Origin of the sequence: Streptomyces sp. NBC_00019, from assembly GCF_045041015.1 — a bacterium.
Taxonomy (GTDB): domain Bacteria; phylum Actinomycetota; class Actinomycetes; order Streptomycetales; family Streptomycetaceae; genus Streptomyces.
Genome location: NZ_CP108302.1, coordinates 563,729 through 586,012, shown reverse-complemented (window position 1 = coordinate 586,012; position 22,284 = coordinate 563,729). Strand labels below are relative to the sequence as shown.

9 protein-coding genes are annotated in these 22,284 nt (G+C 69.4%); 8 read left to right on the top strand and 1 reads right to left on the bottom strand.

Annotated elements, in window-relative coordinates; genetic code table 11:
- Positions 1 to 1,060 precede the first annotated feature (1,060 nt).
- Complete coding sequence (locus OHU89_RS02735; protein ID WP_405639448.1) at positions 1,061 to 2,008, bottom strand: methionyl-tRNA formyltransferase; 948 nt, start codon at positions 2,006 to 2,008, stop codon at positions 1,061 to 1,063.
- A 247-nt stretch (positions 2,009 to 2,255) separates the two neighbouring features.
- Here OHU89_RS02735 and OHU89_RS02730 point away from each other — a divergent pair, with 247 nt between their 5' ends.
- The 8 genes from OHU89_RS02730 (at position 2,256) to OHU89_RS02695 (ending at position 22,280) form a co-directional block, all read left to right on the top strand.
- Entirely contained in the window at positions 2,256 to 3,620 is a 1,365-nt protein-coding gene (locus OHU89_RS02730) for a lysine N(6)-hydroxylase/L-ornithine N(5)-oxygenase family protein (protein ID WP_405639447.1), read from the top strand.
- Positions 3,621 to 3,649: 29 nt separating this feature from the next.
- Positions 3,650 to 4,717 carry a FecCD family ABC transporter permease gene (locus tag OHU89_RS02725; RefSeq protein WP_405639445.1) on the top strand — a complete coding sequence of 356 codons (1,068 nt, stop codon included), beginning with the start codon at positions 3,650 to 3,652 and terminating at the stop codon, positions 4,715 to 4,717.
- Positions 4,714 to 5,796: a FecCD family ABC transporter permease gene (locus tag OHU89_RS02720; RefSeq protein ID WP_405639443.1), complete on the top strand. Its 1,083-nt coding sequence runs from the start codon at positions 4,714 to 4,716 to the stop codon at positions 5,794 to 5,796. Before OHU89_RS02725 ends, OHU89_RS02720 begins: the two co-directional genes overlap by 4 nt.
- Before the next feature lie 39 nt (positions 5,797 to 5,835).
- Positions 5,836 to 6,675: an ABC transporter ATP-binding protein gene (locus tag OHU89_RS02715; RefSeq protein ID WP_405639441.1), complete on the top strand. Its 840-nt coding sequence runs from the start codon at positions 5,836 to 5,838 to the stop codon at positions 6,673 to 6,675.
- Between the two features lie 112 nt (positions 6,676 to 6,787).
- Positions 6,788 to 7,849 carry an iron-siderophore ABC transporter substrate-binding protein gene (locus OHU89_RS02710; RefSeq protein WP_405639439.1) on the top strand — a complete coding sequence of 354 codons (1,062 nt, stop codon included), beginning with the start codon at positions 6,788 to 6,790 and terminating at the stop codon, positions 7,847 to 7,849.
- Positions 7,850 to 7,851: 2 nt separating this feature from the next.
- Entirely contained in the window at positions 7,852 to 9,639 is a 1,788-nt protein-coding gene (locus OHU89_RS02705; protein WP_405639437.1) for an ABC transporter ATP-binding protein, read from the top strand.
- Between the two features lie 61 nt (positions 9,640 to 9,700).
- Complete coding sequence (locus tag OHU89_RS02700; protein WP_405639436.1) at positions 9,701 to 20,593, top strand: amino acid adenylation domain-containing protein; 10,893 nt, start codon at positions 9,701 to 9,703, stop codon at positions 20,591 to 20,593.
- On the top strand, positions 20,580 to 22,280 hold the full coding sequence (locus OHU89_RS02695) for an ABC transporter ATP-binding protein (RefSeq protein WP_405639434.1): 1,701 nt from the start codon (positions 20,580 to 20,582) through the stop codon (positions 22,278 to 22,280). The genes OHU89_RS02700 and OHU89_RS02695 overlap by 14 nt, the downstream gene beginning before the upstream one ends.
- Positions 22,281 to 22,284 lie beyond the last annotated feature (4 nt).

Below are 22,284 nucleotides of genomic sequence, written 5' to 3'. Positions count from 1 at the left end.
ACTCGAGGTCGGTTGTCTCGCTGCTGAACATGCAGAAATCTGCATCGACGAGAGTAGACATTGGGTGGTGTGGTGGTTACGGTTTCTCTCGTAACCGAGATCAAGCAGGGCCCGGCAGAGATGAACTGCCGGGCAGCAGTAGCCGCTAGTGCAGTACGCAGGACGGTGCGGTGGTGGAGTTCCGAAGCCAGGGTTGTTGCAGGACGGCGACGGGACTGACGACCGGACCGGGTGGCCCGCAGTGATCAGGGGCCGCCATGAGCAGGACCGCAGTTCACGCAAGTGCAGTACTGATAAGTGCAGTTCGCAGTACCCAGCAGTGAAGGCAAGAGAGCAGTACCTCGGTGAAGGCGTCGGCTGCGGGCGCGCGCACCGGGAGGTTCGGCAGTGGGGTTCTAAGCCAGAGCAGACGTAGAAAGGGCGACGGGGCTGGCTGCCGAAGAGTGGCGCTTACTCAGGTCACCAGTAGTTCGCATCACCAGCAGGGCAGAGCACCACGCAGTACCAGCAGTACGCTGTCCCGTTCGGTGAGTAGTTGATCAAGAGGGAAGAACGGAGGAGCCTCGCGCCATCAGGATCGCCCGGGCGGAGTGGCAGAGCCCGGGTACCGCAGGACATCGATAGTGAGGTGGTCTCCGGTCACGCAACCGCGATCCCCGCATTCCCCCTCTCCCAGGTGGGTGTGCGGAAACAGAGGGCCGGCGCAGTATCAGGGCCGGCAGATGGTGTAGCAGTCCCTTCGGGGCCCGGGTGCCAGTACGGCACCCGGGCCCCTCCATGCGTTCCACGGAGAGGTGCAAGTGATGGCGGCGCGGAGCGTCGCCGCACTGGTCCGGCGGAGCCGGGCAATGTGTGCTCGCCACCCGTGGCCCGGAGCGCCGCGAGGGCTGCTCCCGGCTGAGCCAGCCGATGCGGAGGGCGAATCTGGCACCGGACTGACCTTGAGCTGCGCCAGTGTCGTCGCCGGAGTGCTTCACGGCCCTTCCCCCTTCTCCCGCTTGAATGGCCGACTTGCGATCAGGGAAGGGCGAGGCAGAGCAGGTGCCCGGTCCGCGGTGACTCAGGCGTGGCTGGTGAGGTAGCCGCCCATGGAGGTGAAGTACTCGGTCGCGCCCAACTCCCGCCCGTCTTCCGTGCGTACGCGCGTGATGGCCAGGCCGTGATTGCGGCCGGTGCGGGCGTCGGCACCGGCGACGATCACCACGCCGTCGCCCTCGCGATAGAAGATGCGGCCGGGGGTGCCGCCGTAGAGGCCCTCGGAGACCACGGCGGCGAGGATCTCGAGTCGTTTGCCCTTGTGGAAGGTGAAGGTGCTGGGGTACGGCTCGGACTGGGCGCGGACCAGACGCTGAAGGTCCTGCGCAGGCCAGGTCCAGTCGATGCGGCTGTCCTCGATGGACCTCTTGTGGAAGAAGCTGGCCTGGGAACGGTCCTGCGGGGTGAACTCCGTCTGGCCGGCGGCGATGAGGTCGAGTGCGCCGATGGTGACCGGTGCGATGAGGGCGACGGTCTTGTGGAAGAGATCGGTCGCGGTGTCCGTCGGTTCGACCGGCACCGACTCCTGGCGGACGATGTCGCCCGCGTCGAGTTCGTCGTCCATCATGTGCGCGGTGACGCCCACTTCGGGCTCGCCGTTGATCAGGGCCCAGATCAGCGGGGAGAAGCCGGCGTACTTCGGCAGCAGCGAGTCGTGCACGTTCAGGGTGCCGTGGTGTGGGAGGCCGAAAATGTGCGGAGGGATCCAGGTCCGCCAGTTGTTGGCCACGATGACGTCCGGGTCGGCCTCCTTGAGGCGCTCGAACAGCTCGTCGTCGTCCGGGCGGTTGCGGATCACCACCGGGACGCCGTGCTCTTCGGCCAGGTCGGCGACGGAGTCGCTCCAGATCTTCTCGTACGCATGCTCGCTCTTGGGGTGCGTCACGACCAGGACCACGTCGTGTTCGGAGTCCAGGAGGGCTTGCAGGGTCCGGTGCCCCCAGGTCTGGTAACCGAACATGACGACCCGCATGGGCTTCCTCCTCAGAGCAGGGATTGACCGAGAGAAGTAAAGCAAGGCTTGCCTTAGTGCACAACGGGTGTGTATGAACGGACAGTTGAGCGATTTTTGACACCTCGTTGCTCGTTCGGTCCTATCGACAGCCTCACAGGTTTAGCTTAGGCTCACCTAAGTTCCCGGTTTGGCGCTCCGTCAGCGTGCCTGATTTTCCGTCCTTCCTCACGCCTGACAGGCGACTGCCCCGCACGATGGGAGAGACATGTCACGGGTTCTTCCTGGTGACGCAACACCGGTTCACGACCTCATCGGCATCGGCTTCGGACCTTCCAATGTGGCCATGGCGATTGCGCTCAGCGAGCACAACGCAGGTGCCGACAGGCAGGAGTCGATCACCGCTCACTTCTTCGAGCAGCAGCCGAGCTTCGGGTGGCACCGCGGCATGCTCCTCGACGACGCGACCATGCAGGTGTCCTTTCTCAAGGACCTGGTGACGCTTCGGAATCCGACCAGTGAGTTCAGCTTCCTCTGCTACTTAAAGAGCAAAGGGCGGCTGATCGACTTCATCAACCACAAGAACCTCTTCCCGCTGCGGGTCGAGTTCCACGACTACTTCGAGTGGGCCGCGGCCCAGGTCGAGGACATGGTCTCCTACGGTCACGAGGTCGTCGGTGTCGCGCCCGTGATCCGTGACGAAGCCGTGGAATACCTGGAAGTGACGGTCCGTTCGGGGGAAGGGCTCGTGGTTCACCGCGCCCGCAACCTCGTCATCGGTACCGGGCTGCGTCCCCGCATGCCGGATGGTGTGGACCGCGGCGACCGTGTCTGGCACAACTCCGAACTGCTGACCAGAGTCGATGAGTTGGAGGCGGTCACCTCGCCCTCGCCCACCCGGTTCGTCGTCGTCGGAGCCGGTCAGAGTGCCGCCGAGAACGTCGCCTATCTGCACCGCCGTTTCCCCGAGGCCGAGGTCTGCGCGGTCTTCTCCCGCTACGGCTACAGCCCCGCCGATGACAGCAGCTTCGCCAACCGGATCTTCGACCCCGAGGCGGTCGACGAGTACTTCGCCGCGCCCGAGCACGTCAAACGTCAACTGATCGACTACCACGGCAACACCAACTACTCCGTGGTGGACATGGATCTGATCGACGACCTCTACCGGCGGATGTACCAGGAGAAAGTCCTCGGTACCGAGAGGCTCCGCTTCCTCAATGTTTCCCGGCTCAGCGACCTCAAGGAGACACCGGACAGGGTTCGGGCCACGGTCACGTCCCTCGTCAACGGCGAGGAGACCCTCCTCGACGCGGATCTGGTGGTCTTCGCCACCGGCTACCTCCCCGCCGACCCCCTCGGCCTCCTCGGCGAGGTCGCCGACCGCTGCCTCCGCGACGACGAGGGCCGCGTCCGTGCCGAACGTGACTATCGCATTGCCACGGACCCCGAACTGCGCTGCGGCATCTATCTGCAGGGCGGCACGGAGCACATCCACGGCATCACCTCGTCCCTGTTGTCCAACACCGCCATCCGGGTCGGCGAGATCCTGGACTCGCTCCTGGATCGAGGGCTCAAGTCTGCTTCGGACGAGGCCCGCACGGTCGCCGACGGAACCGGCAGCGCCGCCCGCTAGTCATCGAGCAGGGGATAACGTACGTCGACATGGGCACGACTGCAGTCGAGCGCCCCGCGTCCAGGGGTACATCAGGCACAACTTCCGTCCGTCGGCGGCGGGTTGTGGGCCTGGGCATGCTTGTGATGGTCCTGGTGATCGCAGGCGTGGTGTCGTTGGCCGTCGGGGCGCGCGCGTTGAGCCCGGCCGAGGTGTGGCACGGGCTCTTCGCGGCGCCGGAGTCCGACCGGCGGCTGACCGAGATCAGGCTCATCGTGGAGACCGTCAGGGTGCCCCGGACGGTGCTCGCGATCGTGGCGGGCGTCGCCCTGGGCGTCGGCGGTGCCCTGATCCAGGGGTACACGCGCAACCCGATCGCGGACACGGGCCTGTTGGGGGTGAATGCCGGCGCCTCGTTCGCCGTGGTGACGGTGATCGCCGTGTTCGGGTTCACCGACCCGTTCCAGTACGTCTGGTTCGCCTTCCTCGGGGCGGCGGTCTCCGGTGTGGTCGTGTTCGGGCTGGCCAGCATCGGCCGGGGAGCCGGCAATCCGCTGACGCTCGCCCTGGCCGGACAGGGGATCGCCGTGTTCCTGGCGGCGATGACGACAGCGATCTCGCTCTCGGACCAGGCGGCGTTGAACGCGCTGCGGTACTGGAACGCGGGCTCGTTGGCCGGTGTCGGGTTCGATGTCATCTGGCCGGTGACCGGATTCATCGCGGTGGGGCTGGTGCTGGCGCTGATCACACTGCCCGCCATCAATCTGCTCAACCTGGGTGACGACGTGGCGCGGGGTCTGGGAGTGAACATCGCCCTGAGCCGGACCGTCGGCATCGCCGCCATCACGCTGCTGGCGGGAGCGGCGACGGCCGCGTGCGGTCCCATCGCGTTCCTCGGGCTCATGGTGGCCCATGTGGCCCGGTATCTGACGGGGCCGGACTATCGCTGGCTGGTGCCGTACGCGGGTCTGCTCGGCGCCATCGTCCTGTTGGTCTGCGACATCGTGGGGCGTCTGGTGGTGCGGCCGGGAGAGTTGGACGCGGGCGTGGTCGTCTCCCTTCTCGGAGCCCCGTTCTTCGCGGCTCTGGTCTGGCGCGGAAAGCTCAAGAACGCATGAGTGGGGCAGACGTGAAGCTGATCGGGGCGGAGACGAAACCGTCTGTGCTGCCGGGCGTGCGGTTCAGGGGGGTGTCGTTCGTCTGGCGGCCCTGGCTGGTGCTCGTCACGCTCCTGCTGGCTGTGGCGACCTTCCTGTTGTTCTGCTTGTCCATCGGCGTGGGGGACTTCCCCATCGGTCTGTCCCGGGTGATGGCCACGATTGTGGGGCGGGGGGAGCAGGTCGACGAGTTCGTGATCATGGATCTGCGGATGCCGCGGGCCCTGGCCGGACTTGTCGTGGGCATCGCGCTCGGGGTGTCCGGGGCCATCACCCAGTCCATCGCGCGCAATCCGCTGGCCAGCCCGGACGTCCTGGGGATCACCGGGGGCGCCAGTGTGGTCGCGGTCTTCCTGGTGACCGTGTCGGGCGGGACCGCCGCCGCGATCACGGACTCCGTGGGGCTGTCCGCGGCGGCGCTCATGGGCGGTCTGGGCACAGGGCTGCTGGTGTATCTGCTGGCGTGGCGGCGCGGCATCGACGGCTTCCGGCTCATCCTCATCGGCATCTCGGTGACCGCGGTGACCCAGGCGATCACGACGTGGCTGTTGGCCACGGCCGACATCAGGGACGTGGCCCGGTCCCAGGCATGGCTGATCGGCTCGCTGGACAACCGGTCCTGGGGCGAGGTCCGGGTGGCGTCGTGGTGCACGCTCGCCCTGCTGGTCGTCGTGGCCTGCGTCGCGTTCCAGTTCCAGCCCCTGCACCTGGGCGACGAGGTCGCGGCCGGGCTGGGCGTGCGCTTCTCGGCTGTCAGGGCGGTCATGCTGCTGTGTGCGGTCCTGCTGGCCGGCGCGGCGGTGAGCGCGGCCGGCCCGGTGCCGTTCGTCGCGCTGGTGGCGCCGCAGGTGGCGATGCGGCTGGCGAGGTATCCGACGCCGCCGATGGTGGCCTCCGGCCTGGTGGGGGCGTTGCTGCTGATCGGCTCGGATCTGGTCGCACGGGCGGTACTGCCGGTCAGCCTGCCGGTCGGCGTGGTCACGGCCGCGATCGGTGGCCCTTTCCTTGTCTATCTGCTGGTGCGGGCAAACCTCAGATAGCCGGTGCAGACGTCAGGAAGCGTAAGAGGAGGGGGCATTGTGGTCGCTCAGGACATCACCGAGATCAAGTCCGAGGTCGTCGGCACCTCACGACTGGAGGCCAGAGGCGTCACGGTCGGGTACGGCGACAGGACGGTCATCGACGATCTCGACGTGGCGATCCCGTCGGGGTTGGTCACCACGATCATCGGCCCCAACGGCTGCGGGAAATCAACCCTGTTGCGCACCCTGTCGCGCCTGCTCAAGCCTGCCAGGGGGACAGTCGTCCTCGACGGCGACGACATCGCCAGGCTCAGGACCAGGGAGGTGGCGAAGAAGCTCGGCCTGCTGCCGCAGGCGCCCGTCGCGCCGGACGGGCTGACGGTCGCCGACCTCGTCGCCAGGGGCCGTCATCCGCATCAGAGTTGGCTGCGGCAATGGTCCTCGGACGACGCCGGCGTCGTGGAACGTGCGCTGGTCATGACCGGTGTGGCCGACCTTGCCGACCGCCCGGTGGACGAGCTGTCCGGCGGCCAACGCCAGCGCGTCTGGATCTCCATGACCCTGGCCCAGGGCACCGACCTGCTGCTCCTGGACGAGCCGACCACCTACCTGGATCTGGCGCACGCCATCGACGTACTCGACCTGGTGAACGACCTGCACACGTCGGGGTGCACCGTCGTCATGGTGCTGCACGACCTCAACCTGGCCACGCGCTACAGCGACAACCTCATCGTGATGAGGGAGGGGGAGATCCTCGCCCAGGGAGACCCGCGTGACGTGATCACCGCCGAGCTGCTGCACGAGGCGTTCGGGCTGCGAGCCCAGGTGATCGACGATCCGGTGGGCGACCGGCCGCTGATTGTGCCGATCGGCCGCGTCAACGTTCAACTCCCGTAGATCACTATAAAGTTGGAGAAGTTAGGCTAGGCTTACCTCATCCGCTCACGCTAAGGTTTGCCTGCCCTTATACGGGGGTGTAGCGGACAGCATGAAAGCAAGGGGATTACGGATGCTCCTCCACAGAACGACGCGCAGGAAGCCCTGGGGGCGGTTGGCGGCGGTGCTGTCCGCCGCGGCCCTCGGCGTCGGCCTTCTCGCGGGCTGCGGCGACGACTCGTCCGACTCGGCGGACAAGGCGAGCGACAACACCTCGACCACCGCAGCCGGCGCGTTCCCGGTCACTGTGGAGCACGCGTTCGGATCCACGACGGTCACCAAGACGCCCGAGCGGGTCGTCACCGTCGGCTACACCGACGACCAGACCGTCCTGGCCTTCGGCATCAAGCCTGTCGGCATGACCGACCAGTACCCCAACCCGGCCGGTCAGAGCCCCGACGTCAACACCCAGTGGCCCTGGACGAAGGACAAGTGGGGTGACACCAAGCCCGAGGTCATCATGAAAAACGGTGACTCCGGCCCCAACTTCGAGAAGATCGCCGCCCTGCGCCCGGATCTGATCATCGCGGTCTACTCCGAGGTCGATCAGACCGCCTACGACAAGCTCTCCAAGATCGCTCCGACGGTAGGCCGAACCAAGGCCGAGAAGGAGCCGTTCAGCGCGCCCTGGCAGGACAACGCCCTGCAGATCGCCACGGCCCTCGGAAAGGCCGAGGAGGGCGAGAAGATGATCGCGGACATCCAGGGGCAGCTGGACGCGGCCAAGAAGGCACACCCCGAATTCGCCGACCAGAAGGCCGTCGTGCTGTCCTGGTACGAGGACTCGGTGGCGCCGTTCACCTCCACCGACGTCCGAGGCCGACTGGTGTCAGGCATCGGCTTCCCGTACCAGACCGAGATCGACAAGGTCGCGGACGGCAGCTTCTACACCAAGCTCTCCCCGGAGCGCATCGACCTGGTCGACGTCGACCACATCTTCGTCATCAACGACAAGGCGGACACGGAGGCTTTGAAGAAGTTCAAGCTGTTCGCCAACCTGGACGCCGTGAAGAAGGGAAACGTGTCCTACCTCCTGGACAGTGAGGGCCCGGCGATCGGCGCGGCCATCTCCCAGGGCACCCTGCTCTCCATGCCGTACGCCATCGACGAGCTCGTGAAGTCGGCGGCCGAGTAGGTGTGAGCAGCACCGACACGCGCGTCGCCCCGGCGAAGCTGCACACGGCGACCGGACGCGAGGCCACCCGATGGGTCACCGCCCACTGCCGTGAAGTGCCCTGGCCGGCGGTCGCCACCGTGCTCACCACGGTGGCGGGCGCCGCACTCCAGGTACTCCCCGTCCTTCTGCTCGGCCGGGTGGTCGACGGGGTGGTCGAGGGCGAATCGCGCTCGGTCCTGGTCACGATCGGGGCGTTGACGGTGGCCGCCGCCCTGTTGGGCGCGGCCGCCACCGCGGTGTCCACCTACCTGATCGGACGGCTCGGCGCCGACCTGCTCGCGCGGCTGCGCGAAGGCGCCGTCCGCGCGGTGCTCGGGATGCCGAGCGCCCGCATCGAGCAGGTCGGGCGCGGGGACGTGCTCTCCCGGGTCGGCGACGATGTGGCCGTCATCTCCAAGGGCATCCGCATGGCCATCCCGACGGTGTTCTCGGCGGGCGTGCTGGTGGTCATCGCCACGGTCGGCATGTTCGGGCTGGACTGGCGGCTCGGCCTGGCAGGCGCCGGCGCGCTGCCCGCGTACGCACTCGCCCTGCGCTGGTACCTCCCCAGGTCCGCCCCGCTCTACCAGCAGCAGCGGGCGGCCCAGTCCGACCGCGCCCAGGCACTGATCAGCGGCCTGGACGGGATCGACACGGTCCGGGCCTACCGCCTGGAGGAAGCCTTCCGCGAGAAGGTCACCGCAGAGTCGTGGCGGGTGCGCAATCTCGGCATCGACGTCTTCCGGTTCTTCGGCCGGTTCGTCGGCCGGGAGAACCGCGCCGAGTTCATCGGCCTTGTCCTCCTCCTCGTCGTCGGATACGCCCTGCTGGAGGCCGACGCGGCGACCCTCGGCGAGGTGTCCGCCGCCCCGCTGCTCTTCCACCGGCTGTTCGTTCCACTGGGCGCCATCATGTTCACCTTCGACGAGGCGCAGAAATCGGGTGCGAGCCTGACCCGGCTGGTCGGAGTGCTGGGGGAGGCGGCGGAGGAGCGGCTGGTGGGCGATACGGCCGTGTCGGCAGCGGGAGTCGGCTCCTATCCGGTGACGGTGGAGAGCCTGACCTTCAGCTACCCCGACACCGAGGAGCCGGTTCTCAAAGACGTCACTCTCTCGATCCCCGCCGGGAGTTCGCTCGCCTTGGTGGGAGCGACCGGCGCGGGCAAGACGACGCTGGCCGCACTGATCGCCGGCATCGGGACCCCGCAGGCCGGATCGGTGCGCATCGGGTCGACCGACCTCGCCGCTCTGGACGAGGCCGGGGCACGGGCCCTGGTGAGCATCCTGACCCAGGAGACGCATGTGTTCTCCGGCCCGCTCGCCGACGACCTGAGACTGGCCGCCCCGGAGGCGACCGACGCCGAGCTGACGGACGCGCTGCGCACGGTCGGCGCCGATGCATGGGTCGACGCCCTGCCCGACGGGCTGAAGACCCTGGTGGGGGAGGGCGGCGAGCGCCTCGACGTCACCAAGGTCGCCCAAGTCGCTCTGGCCCGGCTGGTGTTGGCGAAGACGCCGGTAGTAGTGCTCGACGAGTCCACCGCCGAGGCAGGCAGCGCGGGCGCCGCCGAACTGGAGCGCGCGGTGGTGGCCGCCTGCTCCGGCCGCACCACCCTGCTCGTGGCCCACCGGCTCACCCAGGCGATGGCCGCGGACCGGATCGCGGTCCTGGACGCGGGACGCGTCGTGGAACAGGGGACACACGAGGAACTGGTGGCTCTGGACGGCCGGTACGCACGGCTGTGGCGGGCCTGGCGAGAGGGCAGTTGAGCACCCCCCCGGATGTGAGTTGGGCCGACCTTCGTACGGTGAAAGGAACGCGGAGTCTTCGATGACCGATCCGAGCGCTCGTCACGTACTGCTGTCCCCCGAGCAACTGGCCGACGTACGCCGCCGAACCGGCGACCATTCCGACCGGACCATCACCGAGGCGTGCGCCATCGGACTGGCGTACTGGGCGACGGGGCTCGGCCCCGACGGCATCGATCTCACCCCCGGCACCTTGTTCACCGAAGTCCTCGGCTGGGTCGACAACGGCGGTGACGGCCCCGGGGGTTGGGAGGTCGGAGCGGAGGGCCGGAGCATCGGCGTTCCGGACGGGGTCCAGGTGGCCGACGCGCAGCTCGCGCTGGATGATCTGGCCGACTTCCCGGACCGGCCCGTCGGGACCATCGGCCCGTCCAGTGTGGCAGCGCGGCTCGAAGCCCTGGCCGAGTGGAACGACACTCGGGCCGACCGGGTGCGCCCGACGATTGTGGAGATGTTCCGTGAGCAGGTGCGCACCAGGCCGGACGCGGTCGCCGTCGTCGACGAGCACCGATCACTGACGTATCGCCAGACCGCCGAACTCTCCGGTCAGTTGGCCCATCATCTGGTCGAGCGCGGACTCACCGCCGAACAGGTCGTCGGCATCTCGCTGGGGCGCTCCGCCGACATGGTGATCGGGCTGCTCGCCGTGCTCCAGGCCGGGGGCGCGTTCGTGCCGCTCGATCCGCAGTGGCCGGCCGCACGCAGAGCCGTCGTCATCGAGGACGCCCGGGTCGTGGTCCAGTTCAACGAGTCGGGCGAGCACACCCCGGACGAACCGGAAGCCGTGGCCGTCGACCTGGACGACTGGCGGTTCGACTCCTATCCCGTCGAGGGGCCCGAGGTCACCCTCCTCGGCGACGCCCTGGCCTACGTCATCTTCACGTCCGGTTCCACCGGGCGGCCCAAGGGCGCGATGATCCGGCACGAGGCGATCAGCGAGCGGCTGCTGTGGCAGGTCCACGAGATCCTGGGCTTCGGCCACGACGACGCGTCGCTGTTCAAGGCGCCGTTGTCCTTCGACATCTCCATCAACGAGATCTTCCTGCCGCTGGTGTCAGGCGCCCGGCTGGTCGTCCTGCGGCCCGCCGGCGAACGCGACCCGCACCACCTGCTCGGCGTCATCGCCGAGCAGCGCGTCACCTTCACCTACCTGGTGTCGTCGATGCTGGACGTGCTGCTGGAGATCGCGGGCGACTCCGGGAAGCTGGACAGCCTGCGCCATGTGTGGTGCGGCGGCGAGGTGCTGACGCCGGAACTGTACGAGCGGTTCCGCACCCAGCTCGACATCCCCATGTACCACGGCTACGGCCCGGCCGAGACGACGATCGGCGTCTCGCACGTCATCTACCGGGGCGCGGCGGAACGCCTGTCGACGTCGATCGGCAAGGCCAACCCCAACACCCAGCTGTACGTGCTCGATGACGAGTTGCGCCCGGTCCCGGCCGGGGTCGGCGGCGAACTCTACGTGGGCGGGTTCCTCCTGGGACGCGGGTACGTGAACGCGCCCGGCCTGACGGCTTCCCGGTTCGTCGCGAACCCGTTCGCGAACGACGGGTCCCGGCTGTACCGGACCGGTGACCTCGCGCGGTTCGCTCCGGACGGGTCGCTGGACTTCCTCGGCCGCGCCGACAACCAGATCAAGATCCGCGGTATGCGGCTGGAGATCGAAGACGTCGAGGTCGGTCTCGCGGAGCATCCCGGCGTACGCCATACCTGTGTCGTCGCGAAGAAGAACGCGGCGGGCGGCACCTACCTGGTGGGGTACGTGATCCCGGCCGCCGCAAGCCAGGAGCTGCGGGCAGACGAGGTCAAGGCGTGGGCCGCCGCGCACATGGTGGAGTACATGGTGCCCGCCCACATCGTGGTGATGACGGAGTTCCCGCTCACCGCGAACGGCAAGCTCGACCGCAACGCGTTGCCGGAACCCGTGCTGACGACGGGCTCGTTCGTCCGGCCCACCACCGAGAACGAGCGCGCGGTGTGCGCGGCGGTCGCGGCGGTGCTGCGGCTGGACGAGGTCGGTGTCGACCAGGACTTCTTCCAACTCGGCGGCGACAGCATCCTGGCGATCTCGCTGCTCGGCGCGCTCCGCGATGCGGGACTCCATGTCACGACACGGCAGATCTTCGCCAACAGCACCGTGGGGACACTGGCGGCGGTGGCGAGCCGCCAGGAGGCCGCCGCGGCGGACCCCCGCGATGTCGCGACCGGTCCCGTCGTGGGATCACCCATCGTGCGGTGGCTCGGCGAGACGACGGACGCCATCGACGGCTTCGTCCAGTCGGTCGTGCTGAACACCCCGGCCGACCTGACCGCCGACGCCCTCGACGCGATCCTCACCGCCCTGGTCCGGCACCACGACATGTTGCGCGCCAAACTGGTGCGCGGGGACCACTGGAGCTTCGACATACCCGAGGCCGGCGAGGCCACCGTGGCCTGGCGGGAGAGCGACCGGCCGCTCGACGAGTGCGTCGCGCTCGCCACCGACGGTCTGGACCCGGTGGACGGTGTGATGCTGCGGGCCGTCTGGCGCCGCGAGGCACGGCAACTGGTCCTGGTCGCCCATCACGTGGTGATCGACGGTGTGTCCTGGCGGGTCCTGATGGAGGACCTGGCCACCGCCTGGCGGCAGTTCACCTCGGGCACACCGATCGAGCTGCCCGCGGTGGGCACGTCGTTCCGGCGCTGGACACGGTTGCTGGAGCGCACCGCGTTCGACGCGGACAGCTCCTACTACCGGCGTGACCTGCCAGGAGCGGACCAACCGGTGGGCAGGCGCGCGCTGTCCGCGGCCGACACCGTCGCGCGGGAGCGGATACGGACCATCACGGTCGGCCCGGAGGTCACGGGCGCGCTGCTGGGCGAGATCCCCGCGAAGTTCCACGCGGGCGTCAACGACGTACTCCTGACCGCGCTCGCCGTCGCTCTCGCCCGGTGGCGCCGCGACCTCGGGCAGGAGCAGACGTTCGCGCACATCGAGCTCGAGGGCCACGGCCGCGAGGCACGGTTCGTGGCGGGCTCCGTCGGCTTCGAGCCGGAACTGTCGCGGACCGTGGGCTGGTTCACCACCCTGTTCCCGGTGGTCGTGGATCCCGGGGCCGCAGCCGACTTCACGGCGCCCGACTATCTGACCACCGCGCTCAAGGCGGTCAAGGAGAACCTCGCCCAGGTGCCGGACAACGGCGTCTCCTATGGCGCCCTGCGCTACCTCACCCACTGCGAGTTCGCCGCGCCCGCACCGCAGGTGCTCTTCAACTACCTGGGCCGCTATGACGCGGGCGCCGCCGGCGAGTGGCAACTCGCGGGCAGCACAGGTCAGCTGGGCGAGCGGCGCGACCCGGAGATGTGTCTGCCGCGGCCCTTGGAGTTCAACGCCATTGCCGAGCCCGCCGCCACCGGCGGGTACGAACTCGTCACCAACATCTCCTGGCCCGACGGCATGTTCACCGACGAGGACATCGTGACCCTCGGCGACTACTTCCGGGTGGCACTGGCCGGACTGGCCGGACTGGCCGCGCTCGAGCGGGGCGGCCACTCGCCCAGCGACTTCGCCCTGGTACCGCTCACCCAGGCCGACGTCGACGACCTGGACGGCCCGGATCTGCGGGACATCCTGCCGCTGACCCCGTTGCAGGAGGGCCTGTACTTCCACTCCGTCTTCGACGACGACTCGGCGGGCGCCTACGTCGAGCAGCAACTGCTCACCCTGGACGGCGAGGTGGACGCGGGCCGGCTCGCGGCGGCGGCCACCCGTCTGCTCACGCTGTACCCGAACCTGGCCGCGCGGTTCGTGTCCCTCGCCGACGGCCGCGTCGTCTCCGTACTGGAGAGCGGCGTGGAGGCGCCCTTCACCACGCTGGACCGGCCCGGCATCACCGACACCGAACTTCGCGAGCTCGCCGAGCGGGACCGACGCGCCGGGTTCGACCTCGCCACGGGCCCGCTGATGCGGTACACGCTCATCCGCGCCGGCTCCGGCCGCAGCGTCCTGGTGCAGACCGTGCACCACATCCTCGCCGACGGCTGGTCGGTGCCGCCGATGCTCCGCGCGCTGCTGGCCGAGTACCACGCGCCGGGGACCGTGTTCCCGGTCGGCGGCTTCCCCGACTACGTGCGCTGGCTCGCCGGACGCGACGACGACGAGAGCGACGGCGTTTGGCGCGAGCAACTCGCCGATCTGCCCGGCCCCTCGCTGGTCGCCGAGGGGCACACCCCGTCCGAGCGATTCGCCGACACGGCCGTGGCGCCGGAGGGCGACATCGACGCGGCCGCCCGCACAGCCGACGTGCCGCTGAGCGTGGCCGTGCACAGCGCCTGGGCACTCACGCTGGGCTCCCTCCTGCACGGCAGAGATGTGGTGTTCGGCTCCACGGTCTCCGGGCGGGACGCCGAGGTGCCGGGCATCGAGAACTTGGTGGGTCTGTTCATCAACACGATCCCCGTGCGCGCGCGTTGGGCCGCCGACACCACCGCGCGCGACCTGCTCGCCTCGGTGCGCGAACACCAGAGTGCCGTGCTGCCGCACCAGCACGTCTCGCTGGCGAGGACGGGCCGCCAGGCCGGCTCCGGCTCGCTGTTCGACACCCTGGTGGTGTTCGACGTGGCGACCGACGTGGACGCCCTGCGGCGGCCCGGTGACACGCTGGTCATCACCGACGTCGTGAACGAGGGTGCTCCGCACTACCCGTTGACGCTGGTGGTGGAGCGCGCGCTCGACGGCCGTCCCCGCTTCAACCTGATCTATGACGGCGAGCTGCTGCGAGAGACGACGGCCCAGGCGGTCCTGCACACCTTCACCCGGACCCTCACCGGCCTTCTCACCCGGCCGGACGCCCTGATCGACGACCTCGCGACCAAGAATGCCCGGCCTCCCGAGCGGATCACTCCGACGACCCTGGGCGCGCTGTTCGACGCCGCCGCCCAGCGTGACCCGGCGGCCACCGCCGTCACGCAGTGCGGCCTGGAAGGTGGCACCCGTTCCCTCACCTACGGCGAACTGGCCGACACGAAGAACGAGTTGGCCTCGGCCCTGCGCGCGGCCGGTGTCGCGCCGGGCAAACGGGTCGCCGTCGCCGTCCCGCGTTCCGTCGAGCAGGTCGTCGCCCTGGTCGCGATCGTCAGCGCCGGCGGCGCGTACGTACCGCTGGATCTGGCGTACCCGGACGAACGGCTGGAGTACATCCTCGCTGACGCCGCTCCGCAGGTCGTCCTCGTGGACCGTGAGCAGCGCGACCGCTTCACCGAGCTGCTGGCCAGGGCGGGTGTGCCGGCCCTGGTGCTGGTGCAGGGAGACGAGTTGCCGTCGGCGGAGACCGCCGCGCCCGAGGTGAGCTGGCACGACGCCGCGTACGTGATCTACACGTCCGGGTCGACCGGGAAACCCAAGGGCGTCGTCGTCCCGCACTCCAGCGTGGTGACGCTGCTCGCCAACACCCAGCCCGACATGGACTTCGGACCGCACGACGTGTGGGTCCAGTTCCACTCCTTCTCCTTCGACTTCGCGGTCTGGGAGCTGTGGGGCGCGCTGGCGTACGGCGGTGAGCTGCTGGTGCCGGAGTACGGGCTGACCCGGTCCCCGGTCGACTTCCACCGGCTGGTCAGCGAGCGCGGGGTGACCGTGCTCAACCAGACTCCGTCGGCGTTCTACCAGTTCATCGAGGCCGACCGGCAGGCCGACGAGCCCCTCACCGCACTGCGCCGGATCATCTTCGGCGGCGAGGCGCTGGACCTCGGGCGGCTGCGCGGCTGGGCCGAGAGGTACGGCACCGGTTCGCCCGAGCTGGTCAACATGTACGGCATCACCGAGACCACGGTCCACGTCACCCACCGGGTGCTGACCGACGGCGACTTCGCACTCGGCGACGACGCCAGCCCGATCGGCGGCCCGATCCCGGGTCTGGTCACGCACCTGCTCGACGACCGGCTCCGGCCGGTGCCGCCGGGCCGGGTGGGTGCCATCTACGTCGCCGGCGACCAGGTGTCGCTCGGCTACCTGGGCAGGCAGGGGCTCACCGCGGGCCGGTTCGTGGCGGATCCGTTCGCGGGTGACGGGTCCCGCATGTATCACACGGGTGATCTTGCCCGCCGTACGCTCGACGGCGAGCTGGAGTTCGTCGGGCGTGCCGATGACCAAGTCCAACTCAAGGGGTTCCGGATCGAGTTGGGCGAGGTGGAGTCGGCGATCAGGGACCTGGACGGCGTGGTGGACACGGCCGTCACCGTGGCGGACGGCGGCGACCACCTGGTCGCGCATGTCGTGGGCAGGGTTCCTGATGCCTTCACTGAGCTGCTGTCCGCCAAGCTGCCCGTGCACATGGTGCCGGGCCGGGTGCTGTCGGTGGACGCACTGCCGCTGACGGTCAACGGCAAGCTGGACCGCAAGGCCCTCATCCAGCAGGCCGCACAGGACGACACCCCGGTGGCCGGGAGTGATTCCGCGCTCGCCGCGCTCGTCGACATCTTCGCCGAGACACTGCCCGGTTGCGCCGCGGACGGCGACACCGACTTCTTCCGAGCCGGGGGCGACAGCATCGTCGCCATCACCGTCGTGAACCGGGCCAGGGCCCTCGGTCTGCCGATCGCGCCTCGGGACGTCTTTCTGCGCCGGACGCCGCGCGCGCTGGCCGAGAACCTGGGCACCCACGCACCGCAGCCCGCCGCGCCCGTCCCCGTCCGCCGCGAGGACGGACCGCTGACGCCGACGCCGATCATCCTGCGCCAGCGCGAGCTGGACGGATCGCTAGCCCTATTCGCCCAGGCCAGGACGCTATTCGCCCCCGAGGGCACCGGCTTCGCCGACGTTGAACGCGCCGCGAACGCCATCGTGGCCGCGCACCCGGTGCTGCGGCTGCGGCTGCGCGTCGAGCACGGCATCTGGGCCCTGCGCACCGAACCGGCCCGCGCGGTCACCGTCGTACGACCGCACACGACCGACGCGACGACGGCGGCGAACGAGGCCGCAGGCCGCCTCGACCCCGAGGCGGGAGACGTCATCGCGTTCTCCTGGCTGGAGACGAGCCGGACCCTGGTCGTCACCGTCCACCACCTCGCCGTCGACTCGGTGTCCTGGCTGGTCCTCCTCGACGACCTGACCACCGCCCTGCGCGGGGAGCCCTTGGCGCCGCCGACCACGTCCTATGCCGAGTACGCCGAAGCACTGACGCTCCAGTGCACCCACGCGACCGACGACCTCGGGCACTGGATCACCACCCTGCAAGCTCCCGCGCTGCTGCCCACGGTCGACGGCCTGCGCGAGACCACGGTCGTACTCCCACCCGAAGCGAGCGACCGCGTAACCCGTACCGCACCCGCCGCCCTCGGAGTCGGCCTCACCGAGCTGCTGTGCGGCGCCCTGCGCACCGCACTGACACGGATCCAGCCGATGCCCACCGACCTCGCGATCGACCTGGAACGACACGGCCGGGTCCCGGTCCTCGAACACCACGACTACACCCGTACGGTCGGCTGGTTCACCTCCATCGCGCCCGTACGGATCGCCGCGCACACCGATCCCGTCGTGGCCGCCCACGAGATCGCCGAACGCCAGCCGGACGAGCGCGCGCACGTCGCCTACGGCCAGCTGAAGTACCTCCACCCGCAGACGGCTCCGCTGCTGCACGCACGCCCGCAGGTGCTGTTCAACTACCTCGGCCGAGGCAGCGAGTCCCAGGCACTGCACATCACCGGCGGCGAACAGAGCAGCCCGTACGCCGTAGAGGTCAACGCGTGGCTGGACGAGGCCACCGGAGGCCTGCACGCGGCCTTCACCCTCGCCGAGGGCATCGGCGACGAGATCACCGAGCACTGGCTCAGCGCACTGCACGCCGTCGCGGACGCCTCCGCGACGGCCGAGCGCACGGCACCGGTCACCCCGCTCCAGCGCGGCCTGTACTTCCAGGCACAGATGGCGGGCACGGCCGGACACTACGTCGCGCAGAGCTGGTTCACCTTCGACCGGCGCCTGGACACCGACGCGCTCGCCGAGGCGATGGCGCACGTGATCGCTCGGCACCCGGTCGTGGGCGCCGGCTTCACCACCGACGACGACGGAAGCCCTGTCCAGGTCCTCAAGGCGGGGCGCCGCGTCCCTGTCCGTACCATCGCGCTGTCCACGGACGCGGAGGTCGAAGCCCTGCGCGCCCGGGACCGCGACACCGGATTCGACCCCGGTGAGCCACCGCTGATCCGGATGACCGTGGTGCGCCGTCCCGACGACCGCGACGGCCTGCTGCTCAGCTACCACCTGCTGCTGTGGGACGGCTGGTCCCGCGAGATCGTGCTGCGGGATCTGTTCGACGCCTATCAGGCCGTCCTGACGGGCGACCTGCTCGATCCGACCCCGGCCACGCCGAGCTTCGAGGAGCACGCCCGGGCACTCGACGCCAAGGACGCCGCCGTAGCGGAACGCTTCTGGGCGGAGCACCTGGCGGGCGTCCCCGGCCCGACGCTGCTCGCCGGTCCGGCACCATCCCTCTCGGACGACCTGCCGAGCGCCCTTGTACACACGCTCTCCACCGAGCAGTCGGACCTGCTGCGGGAAGCGGCCAAAGCGCACGGCGTCACGCTGAACTCGGTGCTGACCGGCGGGTTCGGTCTCTTGCTGGGCGCTCTCACGGGCCGCAGTGACGCCGTGTTCGGTGTGACCGTCTCCGGCCGGGAAGACGAAGGGCTGGACGGAATCGTCGGCGTGCTGCTCAACACCGTGCCGATGTGGACACGCGCCCGGCCGGACGACACGGTCCGGGAGTACCTGGCGGCCGTGCAGGCGGCCAGGGTCGAGGCGATGGAGCATGAGCACCTGGGGCTCGGCGAGATCCAGCGGGCCAGCGGGCACGACACCTTGTTCGACAACCTGTTCGTGCTCCAGAACTTCCTGGACATGGACGCCTTCGCCGAGATGAACGCCAAGCACGGCATCACCTCGGTGAAGGCCGACGACTCCACCCACTATCCGTTCACCTGGGTCGTCACGCCCGGCGACCGGCTCACGGTCAAGCTGGAGTACCGCGACGACGACACCGACAACGCCCGGTGTCTCCTCGACGGCTACCTGCGTGTACTCGAGGATCTGGCGCGGGCGACCGGACCGGTGGGCGCGCTGCGGGGGTTGGGGCCGGAGCCCTCGCCGGGCGAGCGTACGGACGTCGGCACGGACACTGTCGTCGACCGGTTCGACCAGGCGGCGGATCGCGACCCGGAGCGGATCGCGCTTGTCGCCCATGGTTCCACCATGACCTTCGCGGAGCTCCGGGACCGCAGCCGTGCGGTGGCGGGGGTGCTGGCCGGGCGCGGTATCGGCCCCGAGACGACCGTGGGTCTCGCGGTCCCGCGCTCCCTCGACTCGATCGTGGCGCTGTTCGCCGTCCTGCGTGTCGGCGCCGCGTATGTGCCGCTGGAGTTGGATCACCCGGACGAGCGGATCGCCGTGATCGTCGAGGACGCCGGCCCGGACGTGATCCTCACCGTGAGCTCTGTGTCGCCCCGTCTGACGGGCGAACTGATGGAGCTCGACCGTCCGCTGCCGGAGGCAGAGCCGTTCGTGACGTTCGCGCCCGACGATCCTGACCGGCTGCGGCACCCCGCGTACACGATCTACACCTCAGGATCGACCGGCAAACCCAAGGGTGTGGTGACCGAGTACGCCGGGCTCACCAACATGCTGATCAACCACCAGCGCCGCGTCTTCGAACCGGTGCTGGCGGAGCACGGGCACCGGGTCTTCCGGATCGCGCACACCGTGTCGTTCGCGTTCGACATGTCCTGGGAGGAGCTGCTGTGGCTCGCCGACGGGCACGAAGTGCACATCTGTGACGAGGAGCTGCGCCGTGACGCGCCCCGGCTGGTCGAGTACTGCCTGGAGCACGGCATCGACGTCATCAACGTGACGCCGACCTACGCGCAACAGCTGGTCGCCGAGGGCCTGTTGGACGATCCGGAGCGACGGCCGCCCCTGGTGCTCCTCGGCGGCGAGGCGGTCACCCCGACCCTGTGGCAGCGGCTCGCCGAGACCGAGGGGACTGTCGGCTACAACCTGTACGGACCCACCGAGTACACGATCAACACCCTCGGCGTCGGCACCTTCGAGTGCCAGGACCCGGTCGTGGGCGTAGCGATCGACAACACGGACGTCTACGTGCTGGATCCGTGGCTGCGACCGCTGCCGGACGGAGTCCCCGGGGAGCTGTACGTGTCGGGCATCGGCATCGCACGCGGCTATCTCGGCCAGTCCGCCCAGACCGCGCACCGCTTCGTCGCATGCCCCTTCGGCGCACCCGGCGAGCGCATGTACCGCACCGGCGACCTGGTGATACGGCGGCCCGACGGCAACCTGATGTACCTGGGCCGCACCGATCAGCAGGTCAAGATCCGGGGCCACCGGGTCGAACTCGGCGAGGTCGAGGCCGTGTTCGCGGCGCACCAGGCGGTGCGCTTCGTCGCCGCGGTCGCCCAGCCCGACCCGCAGGTGGACGGCGCGTACCGGCTGGCCGCCTATTTGGTGCTGGATGGAGCGGAGTTGGCGACGGTCGCCGCACAAGTGGGCGCCGGGCTGCCGGACTTCCTGCGCCCGACGCACTACGCCCAGGTCGACAGCATCCCGCTGACGGTGAACGGGAAGGCTGACACGAAGGCGTTGCCGGAGGCCAAGCCCCTCGGCGCGCTGACCACGGCGGGGGAGCGGGGCCCGGAGACCGAGACCGAGACCGTGGTGTGCGAGTACTTCGCCGAGGCACTGGACCTGGACGACGACGAGGTGAGCGCGGTGAGCGACTTCATGGCCCTGGGAGGGCATTCCATGCTGGCGGTTCGGCTGACCGGGCTGCTCCGCCGTGAGTACGGTCCCGTACTCACTATCCGAGACCTGTTCACCCTGCGCACCCCGGAAGCGATTGCCCGCCACCTCGATGACCACTCCTGACACGCAGCGGCCCCGCCCGGGGTCCGACATCCTCCGCACCGCCCTGCGGCGCAACCGCGCCGCCATGGTCTGGGGCACCGTGCTCATGGGCCTGTACCAGGCGGGCGAGACGGCCTTCCCCATCGCACTCGGCCTGATCGTCGAGCACACGCTGAGAGACCGGAGCCTCGGCTCGCTCGGCCTGTCGATCGCCGTGCTGGCCGTGATCATCACGACCGTGTCGCTGTCGTGGCGGTTCGGGATGCGCATCCTGCAGAAGGCCAACACGACCGAGGCGCACCGCTGGCGGGTGGAGGTCGCTGCCTGCGGACTCCAGCCGGTGGCCAGGGACACCGAACTGAAGTCCGGCGAGGTGCTGACCATCGCCACCGAGGATGCCGACCAGACCGCCGACATCATCGAGGTGGTGCCCCTGCTCATCAGCTCGCTGGTCGCGGTGGCCGTCGCGGCCGTCGCGCTGGGCCTGGCCGACCTCCGGCTCGGCCTGCTGGTGATCGTGGGAACCGCCGCGATCATGTCGATCCTCAGTGTGCTGTCCAAGCGGATCGGCTCCAGCACCCAGGAGCAGCAGGCCCGGGTGGCGCGGGCGGGCGCGAAGGTCGCCGACCTGATCACCGGCCTGCGCCCGCTGCACGGCTTCGGCGGCAACCACGCGGCGTTCCGGTCCTACCGGAAGGTCAGCACGGAGGCGAGGCACCAGGCCATCGCCGTCGCCAGGATCAACGGTGCATACGCGGGCGCCTCATTGGCCCTGAACGCGGTCCTCGCCGGTGCCGTGACCTTGACGGCGGGCTGGCTGGCCTTCGACGGTCAGATCAGCATCGGGGAACTCGTCATGGCCGTGGGGCTGGCGCAGTTCATCATGGAACCGCTCAGGCTGTTCTCCGAGATGCCGAAGTACGTGATGATCGCGCGCGCGTCGGCCGAGCGGATGGCGCTGGTGCTGACCGCGCCGCCGGTCGCGACCCCTGGGCCGGAACGTCCGGCTGCGGGCGGGGACGTGGAGATCGACGGCGTCCGGCACGGAACCCTGCGCAAACTGAAGTTCCAGGTGGCCGCAGGGGAGTTCGTGGCGATCGCCGCCTACGAGCCGCGTGCGGCGGCAGACCTCGCGTCCATCCTGGCCGTGAACGTCTCGCCCGATGCGTACGAGGGTGTCGTCCGGGTCAGCGGACAGGACCTCGCGGAGTTGTCGATCGAGGCGGTACGAGAGCACCTGCTGGTGAACCCGTACGACGGGGAGATCTTCGCGGGCAGCCTCCGCACGAACATCGACCCCTCGGGCACCAGCCGGACGGTTGCCGAGGCGGTCGAGGCGTCCCTGCTGACCGACGTCGTCGCCCTGCACCGCGAGGGTCTCGACCACCCGGTCCGCGACCGTGGCGCGAACCTGTCGGGGGGACAGCGCCAACGGCTGTCCCTGGCCAGGGCGTTGGCCGCCGACACCGACATCCTCGTGCTGCACGATCCGACGACAGCCGTCGACGCGGTCACCGAACAGCTCATCGCGCGCAACGTCGCGAAACTGCGCAGGGGCCGCACCACGATCGTGCTCACGAGCAGTCCGGCCCTCCTGGACGTCGCCGACCGCGTCCTCGTCCTGGACGACGGGGTCATCACCGCAGAGGACACGCATCGCAACCTCCTGGCCACCGACGAGGGTTACTGCCTGGCCGTGGCCCGGTGACCCG